The organism is Streptococcus sp. HMSC034B03 (assembly GCF_001838575.1).
Taxonomy (GTDB): Bacteria; Bacillota; Bacilli; order Lactobacillales; family Streptococcaceae; genus Streptococcus; species Streptococcus anginosus.
This window is the reverse complement of sequence record NZ_KV837626.1, coordinates 85,299-103,307: the sequence shown is the minus strand read 5'-3', so window position 1 is coordinate 103,307 and position 18,009 is coordinate 85,299. Positions and strand designations below refer to the sequence as shown.

Below are 18,009 nucleotides of genomic sequence, written 5' to 3'. Positions count from 1 at the left end.
AAGTGGCGGCGCCATCAGAGCTTGACTATGTCAATCTCTTTATTAAAGTTTGCGCAGAGAGCACCACGGTTAAGAGTGTCGCCAATTGTTCACTTCGCTCACGGTTTAGTAGAGCGAAAATATATTTTCTTTCTTCATAGTTTACCGTCGTTTCGGACGAGATCTTTTTATTCTGCTACCACTACCATAGCTGGTCTTAGGAGACGTTCATGGAGTTTATAGCCCTTTTGGAAGACTTGTGCGATGCTTCCAGCTGGGTAATCATCATCTGCCGGCACCGTCTGAATAGCCATATGGAAGTTGTGATCAAACTCACCGTCTGTTGGAACTTCTTCAATTCCTTCATCTTTAAGGGCGGCAATCAAACTTTCCTGTACCATTTCTAGCCCTTTTCGGACATCATCAGTCAGACCTTCAACTGCCAAGGCGCGTTCTAAGTTGTCCAACGAAGGAAGAATTGCTTTTCCTAAGTCTTGGCTACGATATTTCTGCAATTGTTGACGTTCTTCATTTGCTCGGCGCTGAATATTTTGCATTTCAGCAGCTGCACGAAGATATTTGTTTTCAAATTCGTCTGCGCGCTCATTCGCCAAGTCCAATTCGGACTTTTCAGGAGCTACCTCTGTTGTTTCTTCTACCGAAACGTCCTCTTTTTTTGCTTCTTCTTGCTGTTTTTCTGCTGCCACTAGGCACCTCCTTATGGTATTTTAAGTATTTTTCTATCTATAGCTATCAGCTCTGTCGCCTTAATGCACTTCATAATGATTGCTACTCAGATATCTATAAAAATCTGTGAGCTTCATCGTTAAAACGCGATTGACAACATTGAGTTGACTGACAACTCGCTGATAATCTAAATTGACTGGCCCAACGACCGCTAGCATGCCAAATCCCCGGTAAGGAATGAGAAATTTGCTAGAGATGAGCGTCAAATTCGCCAGACTGCTTTCTCTGCTGTCTGCCACGCGCACCGTCTGCATTTGATCTTCAGCTAAACTATCTCGAATTTCAAAAGCCACTTTTTGCGGTTGATCAAAGAATTGATAACTCTTTAGATCTGAAAAATTCAGCAACTTCACCTTACCAGATACGATGACATTTTCTTTGAAAATATCACTAAAAATATGCTCAAAAAGATCCATAACATTATCAGTCGTTGTAAAATAACGCTGAATAATCTGCGGAATCTCTGTCCGAATCTTATAGTGAATATCAAGAACTGTTTGTCCTAAGAAACGTTCCTGAATCAATTCTTTCAGCTGAATCAAATCACCTCGCAAGAAATTACGGGGAATCATGAACTGGCTGGTAATCGTATTGGATTCATCCAAGGTGAAGACCGCCAAAGCTGTATGCTGGCTGAGAATCACAATGTCAAAAGCAGTCAAGCGCTGTTGACTTGGTTCTACATCAAGTGCTACCACCGTACATCCACTTAGCGTTGAAAGAACGTCTGCTGCCTGTTGAAGAACATCCTCTAATTTGAAGAATTCACGGTCAAATACCTTGATTACTTCGTAGAGTTCGTTTTCAGCAAGACGATCAAAGGAAAGGGAATGTTTGACAAAGTATTGAAAACCCGCCACACTTGGCTTGCGTCCACTTGATGTGTGCGCTTTTTCCAAAAGCCCCTGCTTTTCAAGAACAGCCATATCATTACGAATCGTCGCGCTGCTAGACTGGATTGATTCTTGTAGGGATTTGGAGCCGACTGGCTCATGGGTCTTTGTAAAGATGTCAATGATCAAGTTTAAAATCTCATTCTGACGTTCCGTTACCATGACATCACCCCTTTCAGCTTTGAACTGGAATATGAGATTTTTTGTTTAGCACTATACATACCCGAGTGCTAACTTATGATTCTATTATACACGGTTCATTTTTAAAGTCAAGACAAAAACTCAAAAAATTAGCACTCTTTTTACAAGAGTGCTAAAAATCAGTCTGAAGACCTACAAAATATCTTATAGAAGATGTTATAAATCTTAAGCTTTCCTCAATGTTAAATAAAACCGTAGCAAATTCACACGAATTGCACTACTAAAAACTAATCTTGCTCACCGTCATCCAAATATTTTTTGCCAACTTCACGATAAGACATATCTCCAATGCAATCAACTGTAAATTGACCATTCTCGTATTCAATGACGGTCACACTACCATTGTCTAAACCATGCGGTCTTGTTTGGTCAATGAGGTACACAAATGTTCCAATGGTCATACCGTGGCTAACAATCAGTGCATTGCCACCACCAGCAGCTTCGATTTCCTTGGCAATATCTGAAAATCCTTCCCAAATACGGCTGCTCAATTTTTCCCAACTCTCAGCCCAACCAGCTGTATCAACTTCTACCAGGCCTTCAGCCAGCTCAGGGTAACTCAATTGATGAACATGCTCTACATTGAAAACACGGGGCATCACTCCCATAAACAGCTCACCGTCGTAAGCTCCATCGAAACTACCAAAACACCATTCGCGAAGTCGTTTGTCTGTGCGATAAGGAATGCGTCCGGTTAATCCGAGTTCCTCTAGCATAATTCCCATGGTTTGAATCGTCCGCCCGCTATCGCTAGAAAAAGCTTTTGCAAATTGCAGCCCCGACTCGCGAAGTCCAATTCCTAGCTCACGAATTCCACGTTCTCCCACAGCGGTCAAAGGCGTATCAGACCACCCTTGTGCCCGACCGATGGTATTAAACATGGTTTTCCCATGGCGAACAATGTATAATCTTGTTTTTGCCATATTTTACCTCCGTTTTTCTTACTATATTATATCATTTTTTGCAGAAAGTCGTTTGAGAGATGAAAGAAAAATCGGGAGTAAGACAAAAGTCACCATTTGTAAAAAATAACTTTTCTCACATTCCCGTTTTTATGATTAGTTTTGTTTTTCCAATATCTTAGCACCCACTTGGCGATAAGCCATGTCTCCTAACGCTTCAATGGTGAATTTCCCATTTTCATATTCCACAACCGTTACACTGCCATTTTGCACACCAGGATTTAAAATGATAGACGGATCAATCAAACAAGCAAAGGCACCGATTGTCATACTGTGGCTGACGACAAGAGCATTGCCCCCACCAGAAGCCTCTACATCTTTTGCAATGGCTGTAAAACCTTCTAAAATACGTCCACTCAGCTTTTCCCAAGGCTCTGCCCAGCCAGCTGTATCCACTTCGACTAGACCGTCTGCCAATTCCTGCAAGGTTAGTTTCTTATAGTCTTCTACATCCAGCACTCGTGGAATCACGCCATGAAACAGATCGCCACCATAAGCACCGTCAAAACTGCCAAAACACCATTCACGAATCCGTTTGTCAAAGGTATAAGGAATTTTGCCTGTTAAACCGAGCTCTTCAAGGACAATCCCCATGGTCTGAATCGTCCGCCCAGAATCGCTAGAAAAAGCCCTTGTAAATGCAAGCCCCGATTCTCGTAGACCGATTCCTAATTCATGGATGCCGCGTTCTCCTTCAGCCGTAAGCGGCGTATCACTCCAACCTTGCGCCCGACCAATCGTATTAAACATCGTTTTCCCATGACGAATAATGTATAATTTTGTTTTTGCCATTTTAATCTCCTTCTCAAAAGAAGAAGCTGGAACAAAAGTGCTCAGCTTCCTTTGCTTATATAGTCATAATTATAAGACGCAGTGGCTGAGCGGACCCTAATACGTTGATAAATCAACTTTTACAGCCCTACTCAACCGTGCGGAGGTGGGACGATGAAATCAAGTTTCTACGAAACTACTGATTTCTGTCCCACTCTCATTTTAATTTTTAAAACTATGAATCGGTGCTGGAATTTGTCCACCACGCGCGATAAAATCAGCTGATGAAGCTTTATTGACTCTCATCACTGGCGCAGTCCCTAAAAGACCTCCAAACTCAATCATGTCGCCTTCTTTTCCTTTAGGAATAATCCGTACCGCTGTTGTTTTCTGATTGATAACCCCAATAGCGGCTTCGTCCGCAATCATAGCTGCAATCGTTTCAGAAGGCGTGTCTGATGGAATGGCAATCATATCCAATCCAACCGAGCAAATCGCGGTCATGGCTTCTAATTTTTCTAAATTGAGAGATCCGTTTTGAACCGCTGCAATCATACCTTCGTCTTCTGAAACTGGAATGAAAGCACCAGATAAACCGCCAACTTGATTACAAGCCATAACACCGCCTTTTTTCACTTGGTCATTGAGTAGAGCCAAGGCTGCCGTTGTGCCATGTGTACCGACCGTTTCCAAGCCCATTTCTTCCAGAACACGGGCAACAGAGTCGCCGACAGCAGGTGTTGGCGCCAAGCTTAAATCAACAATCCCGAATTTAACACCTAGCCGCTCACTAGCCATCTGTCCGACAAGCTGACCGATCCGAGTGATTTTAAAGGCTGTTTTCTTGACTGTTTCCGCCACTACATCAAAACTTTCGCCACGAACTTTTTCAAGGGCACGTTTGACGACACCAGGACCAGAAACGCCTACATTGATGACGACATCAGCTTCGCCAACGCCATGAAAAGCACCTGCCATAAAAGGATTATCCTCGACCGCATTGGCAAAAACAACTAATTTCGCTGCCCCCATGTCAGAAAGTTCTGCAGTTTCCTTGATGACACGTCCCATATCTGCAACTGCTGTCATATTGATTCCTGACTTGGTGGATCCAATATTAACAGATGAGCAAACCTTATCAGTCTCCGCTAAAGCTCGCGGAATGGAGCGGATGAGGATTTCGTCCCCTTTTTGATAGCCCTTTTGCACCAGTGCAGAAAAACCACCGATAAAATCAACACCGATTTCTTTTGCTGCTCGATCCAGCGCTTTTGCTAGAAGCACATAGTTATCACTATCTGTCGCAGCACCAATCAAGGAAATCGGGGTCACCGATACACGTTTGTTCACGATGGGAATACCCAGCTCCGCAGCTATTTCATCACCAACTGCTACCAAATTTTTAGCTTTCCTTGTGATCTTTTGATAAATTTTTTCTGCTGCTCGCTCAATATCCGTATCAATACAGTCGAGAAGTGAAATCCCCATAGTAATCGTCCGAATATCAAAATTTTGCTCCTCAATCATGGAAATGGTTTCAGTAACTTGCTTTATATCCATTTTTCACCTCTATTAGATATTGTACATAGCGTCAAAAATCGCTGCACTTTGAATGTTAATTTTAACATTGAGTGTATTGCCAAAGGCTTCAAATTCATTGCGCAATTCTGTAAAATCTTTCTTTTCTTCACTAGAAACAACCGCCATCATAGTGAAAAATTCATCTAAAACAGTTTGTGAAATATCATCAATATTCAAACCAAGTTCTGCAATTTTGCTAGACACTCCTGCCACAATCCCCGTTCTATCCTTGCCAACAACCGTAATAATTGCTTTCATTTTTTACTCCAATCAACATGCTTTTCCCTATTGTAGCATAAGTAAAGGAAATTTGCATAAACCGAAAGAGAAAAATACGACTTTTATCCCTTAAGCTCTGCCTAATCGTTATCAATTGATTGTTGATTCTTTCCAATGAACACTACAATCCAGCACTTGTTGTTTTTCTTCTTGATGATGCCCCCTCAATCTGGTCAATCAAAATCTTGGTCGCCTGCTGGCCTTCTTCAAAAGCTGGTTGACCTTGTCGTGATACTCGGCGAAGATAAGCTCGTCATCTCGTTCAACGGACTGAACGAAAACTCGTTCGCTTCATCCGAGGGTCGGACGGGCTGCCTGAAAACTGGTTCGCTTCATCCGAGGCTCAGACAGTCTGCCTGAAAACTGGTTTGCTCTGACCTAAAACATTTTGCCAAGTATCTTTTTGATTTATTGATGCTTTTTCTTTTGACATCATCCCCATTTTGAGCAAGAAAAACAGTAAACCATTTTTTTGATTTACTGTTTTGTAATTTGCTATATTATTGTTTTTATTTAATTATTTAATTTCAACAAACTGAAGTTTGTCAATCTCATTTGGCTTTCTTAGGTTTCTTCTCGGGCAGTTCCGTATACATTCCTCCCAGTAATCCTACAATCAAATTCGCATCCTCAAATTTGTCGAATACGTGCATCAGGGTCTTTGAACCCTTATACGGATAACGCAGTTCGGAATCTGCAAGCAGTCTATCCGATGTCGGCGTTCTCTTTAAAAACAGTTCATTATTGCAAATGTCACCTATCAGCTTACCATTAAAATATACAAGGTATCCGCCCATCATAGATTTTATGACAATATCGCCAACTGTAGAAAAACATTCACGTACATATTCATTAAATTCATTCACTATGATTCCTCCCACAAATTCTAATTTATTTACGCCGCTTCACTATTACTTCTTTATTGATTGCTGTCAACTCTAAAACCGAGAGTCATACCATACTATTTTTTCACATAGTAAATTTCTCATGATATTCAACCTTCCTAAAATCTTTAATATATATGTTATTATACCACTTTTAAGACAATTTCCCCATCGTCAAATTTCCTACTCGCTCCCAGAAATCGATACAAAAACAATCTACTTTTTCTTCATTCTTTTCAAAATGTATAATCTTTAACTACTTATCTTGAAAGATTTCCTTGCTATCAGGGGCAAAGAATATTTCAGTTGCAAAAGCCTTACCTCTACCCTTCTTCGTTAGAACATTGTCAGGTTTTCGAGGTGAAGCTTATTCTTCGATAGTCTTTAGTGTATGCTTTGGTTTTTTCTGCCATTCAATTCCTGCCCAAATTTATTACATATCTATTTATTTTGATATATTTCTATTTTCTGTCTATGTTTCTGGCTGAAACCGTTTACATTTTTTGGTATACTATCTTTGTATACTTCAAATAATAAGAGGAGAAAAATAACAGAGAATAACTAAGAGCTATTTTCGTTATTTTTGATGCCCTCAAATTTCATAAAGGAGGTTTCTTATGAAAAATTCATATAAGAAACGATTGTACACAAATGTTCTCAGCTTGTCAGCTGCCGTTCTTGTTGCAGTTTTAACGCAAGGAAATGCTGCTGCAGATACGCAAGATAGCACGGAAACACAGCCTATTGCTAACAAGACAGAAACGGTAGTCCCTGCCGAAAAGTCAAGTGCGAAAACAAACGCAACAGAAGCGACAGCAACGCCAGATTCTTCACCAGCTGAAGCTCAGCTTCCCACAACAACCAATCAAGAAGAAGTACAAAAATCAGAAAGCGCTCCTTCAATAGACAGTTCGATTTCTACTACAAACGAATCCGAAACAGAGACTCCTGCAACACCTGTAAAACCAGAAACACGAGCAGCTGGAACAGAAGAAAAGAAGGTTCAATTAGCTGATAGTACAGTCCATATGTCTGAAAAAGCTACCATTACTGAGACTGTACAGGAACAAGGAGCCGCTGCTGGCAAGGTGACTTGGAAATTAGATAATAAGCCAATCGCTGAATGGAAAACTTGGAATATGGAAAAAGGAGACTTTTCAGGAGATTCCTTTGTCACCATTGAGGAAACAACTAATGGCTCTGACCTCAAACTTTCTCTCAAATTTAATGAATTATTTGGAAAGGATTTAAGTCTTCGGACGCCAAATAATATCCGCAAAACCTATCGGCAATTCATCGGAAATCATGAGCTCGTTGGAACAGATGAAGAATCCGGTCTAACGATTCGAAAAACACTTGTTTTCCGACCATATGAAAACTTCCATACTCATGAAGAAATGTTAGCGGCTATCGAAAAAAGTCGTCAAGAAGCTAAAAATGATCGGCTTGTTCAAATTGAAGACATTGGTACCAGCGCTCAAGGACGGAAAATTAAGTTAGGCATTATCAGTTCTGATCAAAAAAGCATTGATAACTACCTCAACTCAACCAATAAAATGGCGCTAACCAAACCTGCTGAAATGTTAGCAGCCCTCAAAGACGGAAAATTAGACTACAAACTTCCTATCCTCATCAACAACACACATGCTGATGAGCAACCTGCTATTGATATTATTACCGGCTTGTTCAACTCTTTCGCAACCCAAGACCAAATCAGCTTTAAAACGACTCAAGCAGATGGAACACAAAAAATCGTAACCCTCTCCGTTAAAGACCTTCTCAAGAAATTCATCTTCCTCTTTGATTTCACAGAAAATCCTGACGGAGATGTTGCCAATACACGTGCACTTGCAAATGGTCTGGATCCTAACCGCGATACGAGCTATCAGACAAACCCTGAAACTCGCACGGTTGCTGGACTTATCAATAAATGGAATCCGATTGCCCTTTATGACATTCACGGATTTGTCAAAGATTTCCTTATCGAGCCAGCTACACCTCCGCACGATCCAAACTTTGAGTATGATCTTTTAGCAGACCTTATGCTAGAAAATGCTCATCACATGGGACGTGCTGGCGTTGCCAATTCTAACTATGATCACTACATCATTCCGAAGTTAGACTGGGGCGACGGTTGGGACGACTCTTTTTCTGGTTATACTGGTGTTTATGGCATGTATCATGGCATTCTAGGACACACTATTGAAATCCCTCAAGGAAATCAAGAATCTTATAAGGCTGGTTTCCACGCTGTTTTGGGAGGAATTGATTATTTATCCCAAAATCCTGATAAGCTCATGGAAATGCGCCTCAACTTCTACCTTCGTGGCGTGAACAAAGTAGAAGATCCAAAAGCTGAAAATGAATTAGTTGGACCAGATGGTAAAGTGGTCGGTCGTATCAAACATGGACAAAAGAAATTCTTCCCCGATTATTATGTGATTCCAATGGGACTTGATAAGAGCAATGACTCCCAACAGGCCTATAATATGATTGAATACTTCAAGAGAAACGGCGTTGTCGTTCAAGAATTGAAGGAAGACACTGGCGGTTATAAGAAGGGGGATTTGGTTGTTGACATGGCACAAGCTAAACGTGGCTATGCCAACCATATCCTCTACAAGGGCTCCAACGAATCTGCTTGGGCCGCTATGTATGCAGAGTTGCTGGTTAATTTCCCAGATATGAGGGGATTCAAAGCAGTAGCAGTCTTTAAAGAAAAACTCTTTGACGGTAAACTCGGTGAAGTAACTGCTCTTCGTGCTACTCGGACTAGCGAAATTGACCACAAAGCACCATATTATGTCATTGCCAATACTTCAGAAAGTGCCGTTCGCGCTGTCAATCGTGCAATCCGAGACGGTAAGAAAGTTTATTTGACAGACGATGGCTACATCGTGGATACACCTACTTTTGCCAACCTGCTGAAAAACTATGCAATCTATGGAGATGCCCTTTATAAAACTCCTCAAGGGCAAACCTTAAAAGCTCTAAAAGTTTATGCACCGCCTCATCAATACTATTGGGCTGGTGTGGATACTCCTGCTCATACCGCTCTTGCTTTGAAGAATTTAGGATTTGACATTGTCAATACCCCTGAAGAAGCTGATGTGATTGTTTTAGAAAGTGACAACTTTGACAAGTCCCTCCTTGGTCTGAAGCCAACTATTGTAGTAGGCGGAACTGCTATGCAACGCCTTGAAGAACTCGGTGTGGTTGACGGCTTTGACGCAGAACAACTCAAAAATGGTGGTGATTATGAAGGCTTGATGAAAGCGATCATTGATGACAAAGATCCGTTGACTAGTGGTTACAATAAGAATGATCTTTTCTATTCTAACTCTGGAAATTGGATTGCTAAAGTACCTGCAAATTTCAAGACATTAGCTTCAATTGCTGGCAGTGATTATTATATCGCTGGTTGGTGGCCTGGTAATGAACAGTTAGCCAATAAAATTGTAGCTATTTCTGGTAGCTACAAAGAACAACCACTCTTTATTTATGCTGGCAACCCAACAAACCGTCTTCACACGATTCATTTCTACCGTTGGGTATCCAATGCTATCTTTGGCAGTCAATTAGCTCAACTGAAAGATCTTGAGAAAGAACAAAAACCTTCTACTGAAGTTGTTGAAATCATCAATCAAAAACCTCAGGCAGCTCAAGCGACAACCCTACGCTACACTCCTCAACCTCAAATCATGAACGCTACTCGAAAAGCTCAACTTCCACAAACAGGAAGCAAAGAAAACCAAAGCAGCTTGGTTATTGCTAGCATGTTCATTCTTGTCAGTGGCTACTTGCTCCATTTAAAGAAAAAAGAAGAATAGAATACTCTACTAGTAAAAACGAGTCTGAGACAAAAATGTCCCAGACTCGTTTACTTTCTTCTAAAATAAAACTCAATATGCAGTAGTTAAGTAATCCCTAACTAATACCACCAACTCAACCCTACAGGGTGGGGCGACAAAATCAATTTCTTACGAAATACCAATTTGTGTCCACTTCTATTTAGTTTATAAAGCATCTAGCGCAACAAGAGTAATCATTGCTGCTTCATAATAATTTTCCTTTGACAAATCTTGCATAAAAATATATTTATTTTGCTGAACCAGTTTTCGATATGCTGAATTTCGGCTGGCTGCATAGAAAATCGGAGCGCCAAAACTAGCAGACTGATAATGATTTAGAGCCTTGCCTTTTAACGTATAACCAGCATAAAGCACTTCTTGTTTCATAAAGAAATTCATCATTTTATTCAATATCTTCTGGCTTTGTTTATCCCGACTTTGTGCTAAATTATATGGCAAGCGACAAGCATTGTAATAATAATCACCGTCATACTTAGAAGCAACAGCTTTTTTCTCAGCTGCCCGAACTGTATCTGCTTCCACCCAAAGGAAATCAGGAAGTAGACCTGTTTTTGATTTAGCACTCATCAGTTCTAATTTAGACAACATATTTGATTTTATCTTTAACCATTGTGCATTGCCTGTCAGCTTATAAAAGGCTTGAAATTGTGCTGGAAGGACATCTGACGTTCGCATTAAACGATAGTATTTTGAGTCTGATGTTGCCCAGTTCCCAACTGTCAACACTCCTGTTGTACTATTGTAATTATAAGTCAAAATATCCTTTAAGATTGCCCTAGCCTGTGTATGATATGCATCAGCCTTCTGTGGCCATAATTTAGCTGCTTGAATCAAAGCATATGCAATATAAAGATCGCCATCAGTTGCATTATTGGTTTCAGCTTTAACGATGCCATTCTTAACCGTTTGCCGCCATGACATCAGCTGCGTATTTTTCATACGATGTGCCAAATAATAATTGTACAAAAGTTCAAAATCTTTCAGGCTAGCATTCCTTTGTTTTGCAGCTTCAACAGCAATCACCATTCCATAGCCTTGTGATTCAGACAAGACAACATCTTTTTTTTTATCGTTCGTTGTCTTAACGTACGCCTTATCTTTTTGCTGAACTACATAATTTTTTGACCATTGTTGGTAAATCTGATTCTTCAAATGACCTGTACTATTGAATCTAACATAAGTAAAAATAGTAATGATTGCCAATAAAATAGCAACTAACCAAACATATCTTAAATTTGTTCTTTTCACGTTTCCTCCTATCCTGCAAATCGCTTCGTTTTAACCCATTTGGTTCCATCACGATGGAAGAGTTTGTCCAAGGTCACAGAAGTTACAGCATCAATTGAAACAATGATGAATAGCTGCGAATAAGTAAAGTAAGAAATCAAAGCTAACCAAATCTGCTTAGAAGTTGCTTGACCAAATTGGGAGGCTAGAGCGATATTGATTTGTAAGAGATATAGCATAATCATCAAAAGCCAATTAAACAACATCAATTGCGCAATGTAAATATTACTTGAATCAAATGTAAAAGGAATATGAACACTTGGAACAAATAGATGAACAATAATAGCAATCACATTTGACAAAAGGACAATATCTGATAAAATTATTGCTGCATTAAACCAGAAGAAAACACAGGAATAATATGCAACTTCTAATTTCACACGCCAATTACTCTTATCAAATAAATGCTTAAAATTTGAAATCACAACTTCATAATTTCCTTTAGCCCAACGTTTTCGCTGCATATAATAGCTTTTAACTGTCTCTGGTTCTTGTTGGAAAGCTTCAGAATTATAAGCCAAAGCAATCAATTTCCCACTTTGCATAATTTTAAAAGAAATATCCGTATCTTCTGTCAAGGCGCCATTTCGCCAACCACCAATGCTCTTTACAAATTCAGTATTGATAATAAAGTTTGTGCCAGGAATGCGACCAATTTTAAACATATGCCACATACCAACATGTTGAATTCGTTGCGTCACGACAATCTCTTGATTGATACAACGTGTTAAGAAATTTTGATTCGCATTTCGTGTCTTGTTTCGACCAAAAGATGCTACGTGGCGTTCTGGATCTTCCAGAACTTTCTTAACCAGAAAATAAAGAGCATTTTTCTCTGGCATAGCATCTGCATCATAAACGCAGATATATTCACCCTTCGCCATTTTCAGAGCATCATTTAAAACGCCTGCTTTTCCGCCAGTCCCCTTCCGGTCTGTAATGGTAATATCTCGTGTAGCATATTCTGGCATCGCTTTTACTTTTAACATTTCTTGATAAGTAGTATCTTCACAATTGTCCGCAAATAAAAGCAATTCCACTTTGTCATGTGGGTAATTCATATCCAAAATAGCTCTTGTTGTTTGCGCAATGACCACATCTTCATTATGGGCTGGTACCACAATTGTAACCATCGGATAGCTCTCTAAAGGACTAGTATCTACTTTAAAGTCGCTATGTTTTAGCCAAAAATGAACACCTGAACTCAAAGTAACTAAACTCCAAACCAAGGATAACCAAATGGATACCAGAGTGATAATCATAATCAACTGACTAATCATGTTTCACCGCCTTAAAGTTTTTATTCACTCTGTTATAAATGACTAAATAACAAATAAACAGCACAACAAAGCATACAGCAAAAAAGATACTAATTGCCAATGCTACTCCAAAAAATATATTGGTTATGATCACAGATTCCCTCCTAGTATTCTACAATAATGTCTGTTTCAAGTTGTCTGTCCAGATTTTTAACAAAATCATCAAAGTTTAAAAACTTTTCACAATTTTCTGAATCAATCAACAGATAGCCTGATTTATACTGCACTTCGTGCACACTTTTACTAGTTTTAAAGCGAAGCAAAGACAATTTAGCAAGCATATTGTGCTGGAATATCTCTGCTGGAGATTGCCCTTCTCCCGAACATAAAATGAGAAAATTCCCATTTGAAAGATAATAAACAGCACCTGTTCCCTGCATACATTTCTTTAAAGTCACATAGATCCGCACCAACATCCAACGAAATTCTTTAGGATAAATTTGTTGAAAATAATCATTATGCGCCCAATGGACTAATAAGGCTTGAAAACTTTCTTCCCGCCCATCTCGAACCGCCTGTAAATGACTTTCATACAATTCTTTTGCTTGCTCACTATAGTCTTTGACAATAGAAAGATAGGTTCGTCGGTGAACATTGACTTGTTGTGATATGCTTAAAATAAGCGGAAAGGTAATCAATAGTAGAAAACATTGATTTGTTGGTATATACACAACACCTGCAACCAAAAAAATTGTTGCCAATACACTGCTAAAGATCAGTAACCAAGTGAGCAGCATATCTGGTAAGACAAATACACTCAAGATGGCAAGAGCAATCAAAATAATTTCAACATGAAAAATACTACTCGCAAAATAGAAACTATAACCAACAATTGCTAAAATTACGATAATTAGTAAAGCAATTGTCCATTCCAGTTCTTTTTTTCGATACATCTTATTCTCCTATCACAAAATTTTTTGGTCTGTCTGCATAACCAAAGTAATGCGCAATAGCCTCTACAATTCGCTCAGATGTTCTGCCATCACCATACGGATTGCTAGCTTGAGACATTTGATGATAAACAGTTTCATCTGTCAACAATGTCTCCATAGCCTCGCGAATATTCTCACTTTCTGTTCCAACTAACTTCAATGTCCCAGCAGTCACGCCTTCTGGTCTCTCTGTCGTATCACGCAATACAAGCACCGGTTTTCCTAAAGAAGGGGCTTCCTCTTGGACACCTCCAGAATCAGACATAATGAAATAACTTCTCGCTGCAATATTATGAAAATCCACAACATCTAAAGGCTCAATTAGATGAATCTGCGGATGATTGCTAAGAATTTCCTTTGCTGCCTCTTGAACGGCTGGACTTAAATGAACAGGATAAATGACCTCACCATCATCATGCGCTTCGACCACTTGCCGCAAGGTTCTAAACACACGACGCATTGGTTCTCCTTGATTTTCACGACGGTGCATGGTAACAAGAATAAGCCGATGATTTGATGGTATTTGCTCCAAAACATCATGATGATAATTCTCTTGAACAGTCAATTTTAAAGCGTCAATCGCTGTATTCCCTGTAACAAATATGGTTTTTTCATCATGATTTTCCTTAATGAGATTTTCTTTACTTTGCATCGTTGGGGCAAAATAGAGATCTGTTACAGCATCTGTCATTTGACGATTCATTTCTTCTGGAAATGGAGAATACTTTTCCCATGTCCTCAAACCAGCTTCCACATGTCCAATTCGAACTTGATTATAAAAAGCTGCCAAACTTGTTGCAAATGTTGTCGTTGTATCTCCATGTACCAAAATGATGTCAGGTTTCACTTCTTTTAAAAGTTTGTCCAGTTGGTTTAAAATTTTTACAGTAATATCCGTTAATGTTTGCTGCTTTCCCATGATATTCAAATCAATATCTGGTTCAATATTAAATGTTTGTAATACTTGATCTAACATTTGTCGATGTTGTGCAGTCACAACTGTCATAGTTTCAAATTTCTCTGATTGTTTTTTCAATTGAAGAATAAGTGGAGCCATCTTGATAGCTTCAGGTCTTGTACCAAAAACGACCATTACCTTTATTTTTTTCACGTTTTCCTCCTTATAACAGAATGACACAAATAAAAACGCCTAGCTAAAATAAGACAGCCACCCCCTACTATACACTAATATTGTACCGCTTTAAATTTATACCGTCAATATTTTAGTATACATTCTCTATGTTTTTGTCCTATTATTTATGTAAAATTTATCCTCTTATTTAGCACTATTTTATAATAGTAAAATTATTATGCATTAAAAATAGTGCACTTTTACTATTACATCATAATTAGACTATTCTATCAATATTTTTGTTTATCCTATTTTTCCAATACCATTCACAGATGTTAATTCTATCTCAAACAAAACACAGATTCATGACAAATGTTATTTTTGTTAAACTTAATAAATAGCAATTTCAAAAGGATTGCATTAACGTCTTTATTACTCACTTTTTCTTGCAATCTTTTTCTCTTTTCATTATACTAAAAAGAGAGAGGAGTTGTTTTATATGGTAAAAGGTAATCAACAAAAGATTTTGGATGCTTTCTATGACTTAGCAATGCAAAATCCCAATGAAGCCAATCTCTCAATGAGTGACCTTGCCAAAAAAGCTGGTATTTCACGTCAAGCAATTTATAAACATCATTTCAATAGTGTTGACGACATCATTGAATCCATTCATGAGAGTATTGATAAGCCCATTTACGAAATGTTTTTAGAATATGATACTCTCGAAAATAAAGACCCATTTCTTTTCATTGCAGATAACATTTTCCCTATTCTTTATGAAAATCGAAAATGGCTAAAAATGCTGTATTCTAGCTCAACGGATCCTTATTGGACCAATTATTTAAAAAAGATTTACACAAAATGGGCACTTGAAAATATCAAACCGAATCAATCCCTTATTGATTTGCCAGATGATTTTATCATCTCCCTACTGGTTCATTATGTGATTGCCAACATTGAAGTGTGGATAACCCAAGAAAATCCACTCCCACCACAAGTCTTCAAAGAAAAATTTTTAACCCTCGTTCATTCTTCTCTTGACCAATACATCTCACTAGACAAAGATAATCATATAGACTAGAAAAAAGAGCCCGAAAAATCGGGCTTTTAGAATATAGCTATTTTTCCTAGCTGGTAATTTTTGACAGAATAGCCCATACAATCAATATGTTTGTAGAGGCTATTTTTGTATCTCTTTTTCCTTGGTTTGTAACAGCAACATTTAAACAGTGCTCTGACTTTCATATAATTTAGAATTAAGCAAAGAAAGAAATGATTTATCTACTTTTGAAGTAATCATCAGACTACAATTTACTACTTATATGACTGATGATGACAAACATTAGCGTAAAAATAGTGTGTAAAATAGGAAGCACTCTGGTAAAACTTCATAAATACAACTGCATAACTAAAAACTACATCAATACCTCTACCATCGTTCCAATGGCCGTTGGAGAAATCGCCTACCGTAACCTAAAATAAATAATGGTGTGAATTTGGTGTGAATTTTGCTAAAAATCCTAAAAAAACACCCCATGGTGTGAACCATGAAGTGTTGTAGATGCTGTATTGTAGCTGGTTCTTAACGTTTTGAGAACTGGCTAGCTTTACGAGCCTTTTTAAGACCTGGTTTTTGGTTCACTCGATTATTTAAACTCAAATACCATTAAAATCAACGTTTCTAAAACAAAAAATCATCAAAAATCTTATTTATAAACAAATATCTAAACCTAAACGGTATCAAAAAGGTATCAATTTTCTATAGTTTCGAAGCTTATAAAATAAACGAAATCTGTCTCAATCATTTGAGCTTTTTTTATTGCCTTTTCGTAGTAAATTCACATAATCACTCTTAGTATGAAAGAGATGCGACAAGAATACAACTTTATCTTCTTCAATCACAAAATACAGTAGCACATATTGTCCAATAATTTTTCCCCTAGTCAAATACTTGCTATTTATCTTAACGCCTATTCGTTCATCAGCATCAAAACCAGCCTCTGGAAAAAGCTCCAGTTCCTGCAATCCATTTAAAATTTTAGCAATCGTATTTTTTGCTGATTGCTCTGATAACAATACATTTGAAATATATTCATGAATATTGTCTATCGCTTGGCTGACCTCTTCTGAAAAAACAACTTTATAGACCATAGCGTTCCCTCATTTCTACTAAGGAAACGCCTTGTCCTTCCTCGTACTGTCTCAATGCTTTTTCTGACTGAGACTGTAGTTCCTCAATCAACTGTTCTCTATGCAAATCTTCAGCTGTCTTAATAGGCAAATCTTGCTCAAGTACAATTTGCTCAACAAAAAGCGTGATGGCTTCAGTCATGGTCATGCCCTTTGCCTTAATAATATTTCGAGCTTGTTCCATAGTGGCCTCATTCAACTTAAAATTATATTGCTTTGATAATGTTATAGCCATGATATATCTCCAATCTATATTTATAGATTTATTATATACCATGTATAGATTTTAAGCAAGTAAAAATCCTAGTTATCAAAAAACTAGGATTTTCCCCAATTCGCATTTATCGCAATAATCGGCGCAGTGCCTTATTCGACTGACGTACAGAACGGTCTAAAAAACGTAGTGCTGCAAATACAATCATCCAACCAAATATCGTTTTTCTCATAGCGTTACCTCCTCACTAAATAGTATAGCATACGTTATTTCTTACTTGCTTTCTTACGCGCGATTTCCTCAGCTGTTTTCTTTTTGAAGAATTCAATTTTTTCATGAGGAAGCATATTGCGATACGTTTTGATAAAATCACGATAAAGCAAATATTTTTTATTAGGATTTACCAAATCCTCTACTAGCTGAGAAAAACCTTGTCTGAAGGCTTTCAAATCTTCAATGATGATATAGAGGTTAGACTTTTTTCGAAGGAATCGGATATTGTAGTTATCCTTAAGGCGTATTTCTAAAACATTGGTGGACAGATCTTTAGTCCAAAACTCATTCCCTTGTTCATCTTCCAGAATAAATGGTTCAATGACGCTTAGAGGCCAGGCAAGAGACAAGAATTCACCTGTCGCCTCTTTATGGGCAATTTCCAAAAAGCTTATTAGTGCTCTTCCCGAAAACGGCTCAGATTGTTCAATCTTGTAAACTAAAGGCTGATTAATTTTGTTCATGTGTTTTCTCCTTGTTCATTTATTCCATGGTTCTCTTGACAACAAGTAACCTAGTCTCTTTTAGCCTACGGCGATCGGTCGTCAGCTTT

Annotated in this window: 16 protein-coding genes and 1 pseudogene; 2 read left to right on the top strand and 15 right to left on the bottom strand. The window is 38.3% G+C overall.

The window, feature by feature from the left end:
• Positions 1-167 precede the first annotated feature (167 nt).
• The 8 genes and pseudogenes from grpE to HMPREF2634_RS02545 form a co-directional block, all read right to left on the bottom strand.
• A complete protein-coding gene (gene grpE, locus HMPREF2634_RS02575) occupies positions 168-686 on the bottom strand; it encodes a nucleotide exchange factor GrpE (RefSeq protein ID WP_021002038.1) in 519 nt (172 codons plus the stop codon).
• A gap of 60 nt (positions 687-746) precedes the next feature.
• On the bottom strand, positions 747-1,781 hold the full coding sequence (hrcA, locus tag HMPREF2634_RS02570; protein WP_021002039.1) for a heat-inducible transcriptional repressor HrcA: 1,035 nt from the start codon (positions 1,779-1,781) through the stop codon (positions 747-749).
• 266 nt (positions 1,782-2,047) lie between these two features.
• Positions 2,048-2,743, bottom strand: coding sequence for a histidine phosphatase family protein (locus HMPREF2634_RS02565; protein WP_003026208.1), 696 nt, complete (start codon positions 2,741-2,743; stop codon positions 2,048-2,050).
• A gap of 135 nt (positions 2,744-2,878) precedes the next feature.
• Positions 2,879-3,574 carry a histidine phosphatase family protein gene (locus tag HMPREF2634_RS02560; RefSeq protein WP_021002040.1) on the bottom strand — a complete coding sequence of 232 codons (696 nt, stop codon included), beginning with the start codon at positions 3,572-3,574 and terminating at the stop codon, positions 2,879-2,881.
• A 201-nt stretch (positions 3,575-3,775) separates the two neighbouring features.
• The gene (locus HMPREF2634_RS02555; protein ID WP_021002041.1) at positions 3,776-5,113 is read right to left on the bottom strand and encodes a PFL family protein; all 1,338 of its coding nucleotides are present in this window, start codon (positions 5,111-5,113) and stop codon (positions 3,776-3,778) included.
• A 12-nt stretch (positions 5,114-5,125) separates the two neighbouring features.
• Positions 5,126-5,392 carry an ACT domain-containing protein gene (locus HMPREF2634_RS02550; RefSeq protein WP_003026213.1) on the bottom strand — a complete coding sequence of 89 codons (267 nt, stop codon included), beginning with the start codon at positions 5,390-5,392 and terminating at the stop codon, positions 5,126-5,128.
• Positions 5,393-5,503: 111 nt separating this feature from the next.
• A pseudogene (locus tag HMPREF2634_RS09645) lies at positions 5,504-5,673 on the bottom strand (substrate-binding domain-containing protein); the annotation flags it as partial.
• A 291-nt stretch (positions 5,674-5,964) separates the two neighbouring features.
• Complete coding sequence (locus tag HMPREF2634_RS02545) at positions 5,965-6,279, bottom strand: TfoX/Sxy family protein (RefSeq protein ID WP_041784040.1); 315 nt, start codon at positions 6,277-6,279, stop codon at positions 5,965-5,967.
• 635 nt (positions 6,280-6,914) lie between these two features.
• Here HMPREF2634_RS02545 and HMPREF2634_RS02540 point away from each other — a divergent pair.
• The gene (locus HMPREF2634_RS02540) at positions 6,915-10,127 is read left to right on the top strand and encodes an LPXTG-anchored zinc carboxypeptidase (RefSeq protein ID WP_070836254.1); all 3,213 of its coding nucleotides are present in this window, start codon (positions 6,915-6,917) and stop codon (positions 10,125-10,127) included.
• Between the two features lie 186 nt (positions 10,128-10,313).
• Here HMPREF2634_RS02540 and HMPREF2634_RS02535 read toward each other — a convergent pair whose 3' ends face one another.
• The 4 genes from HMPREF2634_RS02535 to wecB all read right to left on the bottom strand — a co-directional run bounded on the left by HMPREF2634_RS02535 (position 10,314) and on the right by wecB (position 14,818).
• The gene (locus HMPREF2634_RS02535) at positions 10,314-11,417 is read right to left on the bottom strand and encodes a family 8 glycosyl hydrolase (protein WP_021002043.1); all 1,104 of its coding nucleotides are present in this window, start codon (positions 11,415-11,417) and stop codon (positions 10,314-10,316) included.
• 8 nt (positions 11,418-11,425) lie between these two features.
• The gene (locus HMPREF2634_RS02530; RefSeq protein ID WP_003032949.1) at positions 11,426-12,736 is read right to left on the bottom strand and encodes a glycosyltransferase family 2 protein; all 1,311 of its coding nucleotides are present in this window, start codon (positions 12,734-12,736) and stop codon (positions 11,426-11,428) included.
• Positions 12,737-12,879: 143 nt separating this feature from the next.
• On the bottom strand, positions 12,880-13,668 hold the full coding sequence (locus tag HMPREF2634_RS02525) for a hypothetical protein (RefSeq protein ID WP_021002044.1): 789 nt from the start codon (positions 13,666-13,668) through the stop codon (positions 12,880-12,882).
• Position 13,669: 1 nt separating this feature from the next.
• Positions 13,670-14,818 carry a non-hydrolyzing UDP-N-acetylglucosamine 2-epimerase gene (gene wecB / locus HMPREF2634_RS02520; RefSeq protein WP_070836252.1) on the bottom strand — a complete coding sequence of 383 codons (1,149 nt, stop codon included), beginning with the start codon at positions 14,816-14,818 and terminating at the stop codon, positions 13,670-13,672.
• A 460-nt stretch (positions 14,819-15,278) separates the two neighbouring features.
• Between wecB and HMPREF2634_RS02515 the strand changes: the two genes are divergently transcribed.
• Positions 15,279-15,860, top strand: coding sequence for a TetR/AcrR family transcriptional regulator (locus HMPREF2634_RS02515; protein ID WP_003030910.1), 582 nt, complete (start codon positions 15,279-15,281; stop codon positions 15,858-15,860).
• Between the two features lie 716 nt (positions 15,861-16,576).
• Here the strand turns inward: HMPREF2634_RS02515 and HMPREF2634_RS02510 are convergent.
• From HMPREF2634_RS02510 to HMPREF2634_RS02500, 3 genes are all read right to left on the bottom strand, one after another.
• A complete protein-coding gene (locus HMPREF2634_RS02510) occupies positions 16,577-16,930 on the bottom strand; it encodes a type II toxin-antitoxin system RelE/ParE family toxin (RefSeq protein WP_021002046.1) in 354 nt (117 codons plus the stop codon).
• A complete protein-coding gene (locus HMPREF2634_RS02505; protein WP_024052721.1) occupies positions 16,920-17,204 on the bottom strand; it encodes a type II toxin-antitoxin system RelB/ParD family antitoxin in 285 nt (94 codons plus the stop codon). Before HMPREF2634_RS02505 ends, HMPREF2634_RS02510 begins: the two co-directional genes overlap by 11 nt.
• A gap of 245 nt (positions 17,205-17,449) precedes the next feature.
• A complete protein-coding gene (locus tag HMPREF2634_RS02500) occupies positions 17,450-17,920 on the bottom strand; it encodes a hypothetical protein (protein ID WP_021002048.1) in 471 nt (156 codons plus the stop codon).
• Positions 17,921-18,009 lie beyond the last annotated feature (89 nt).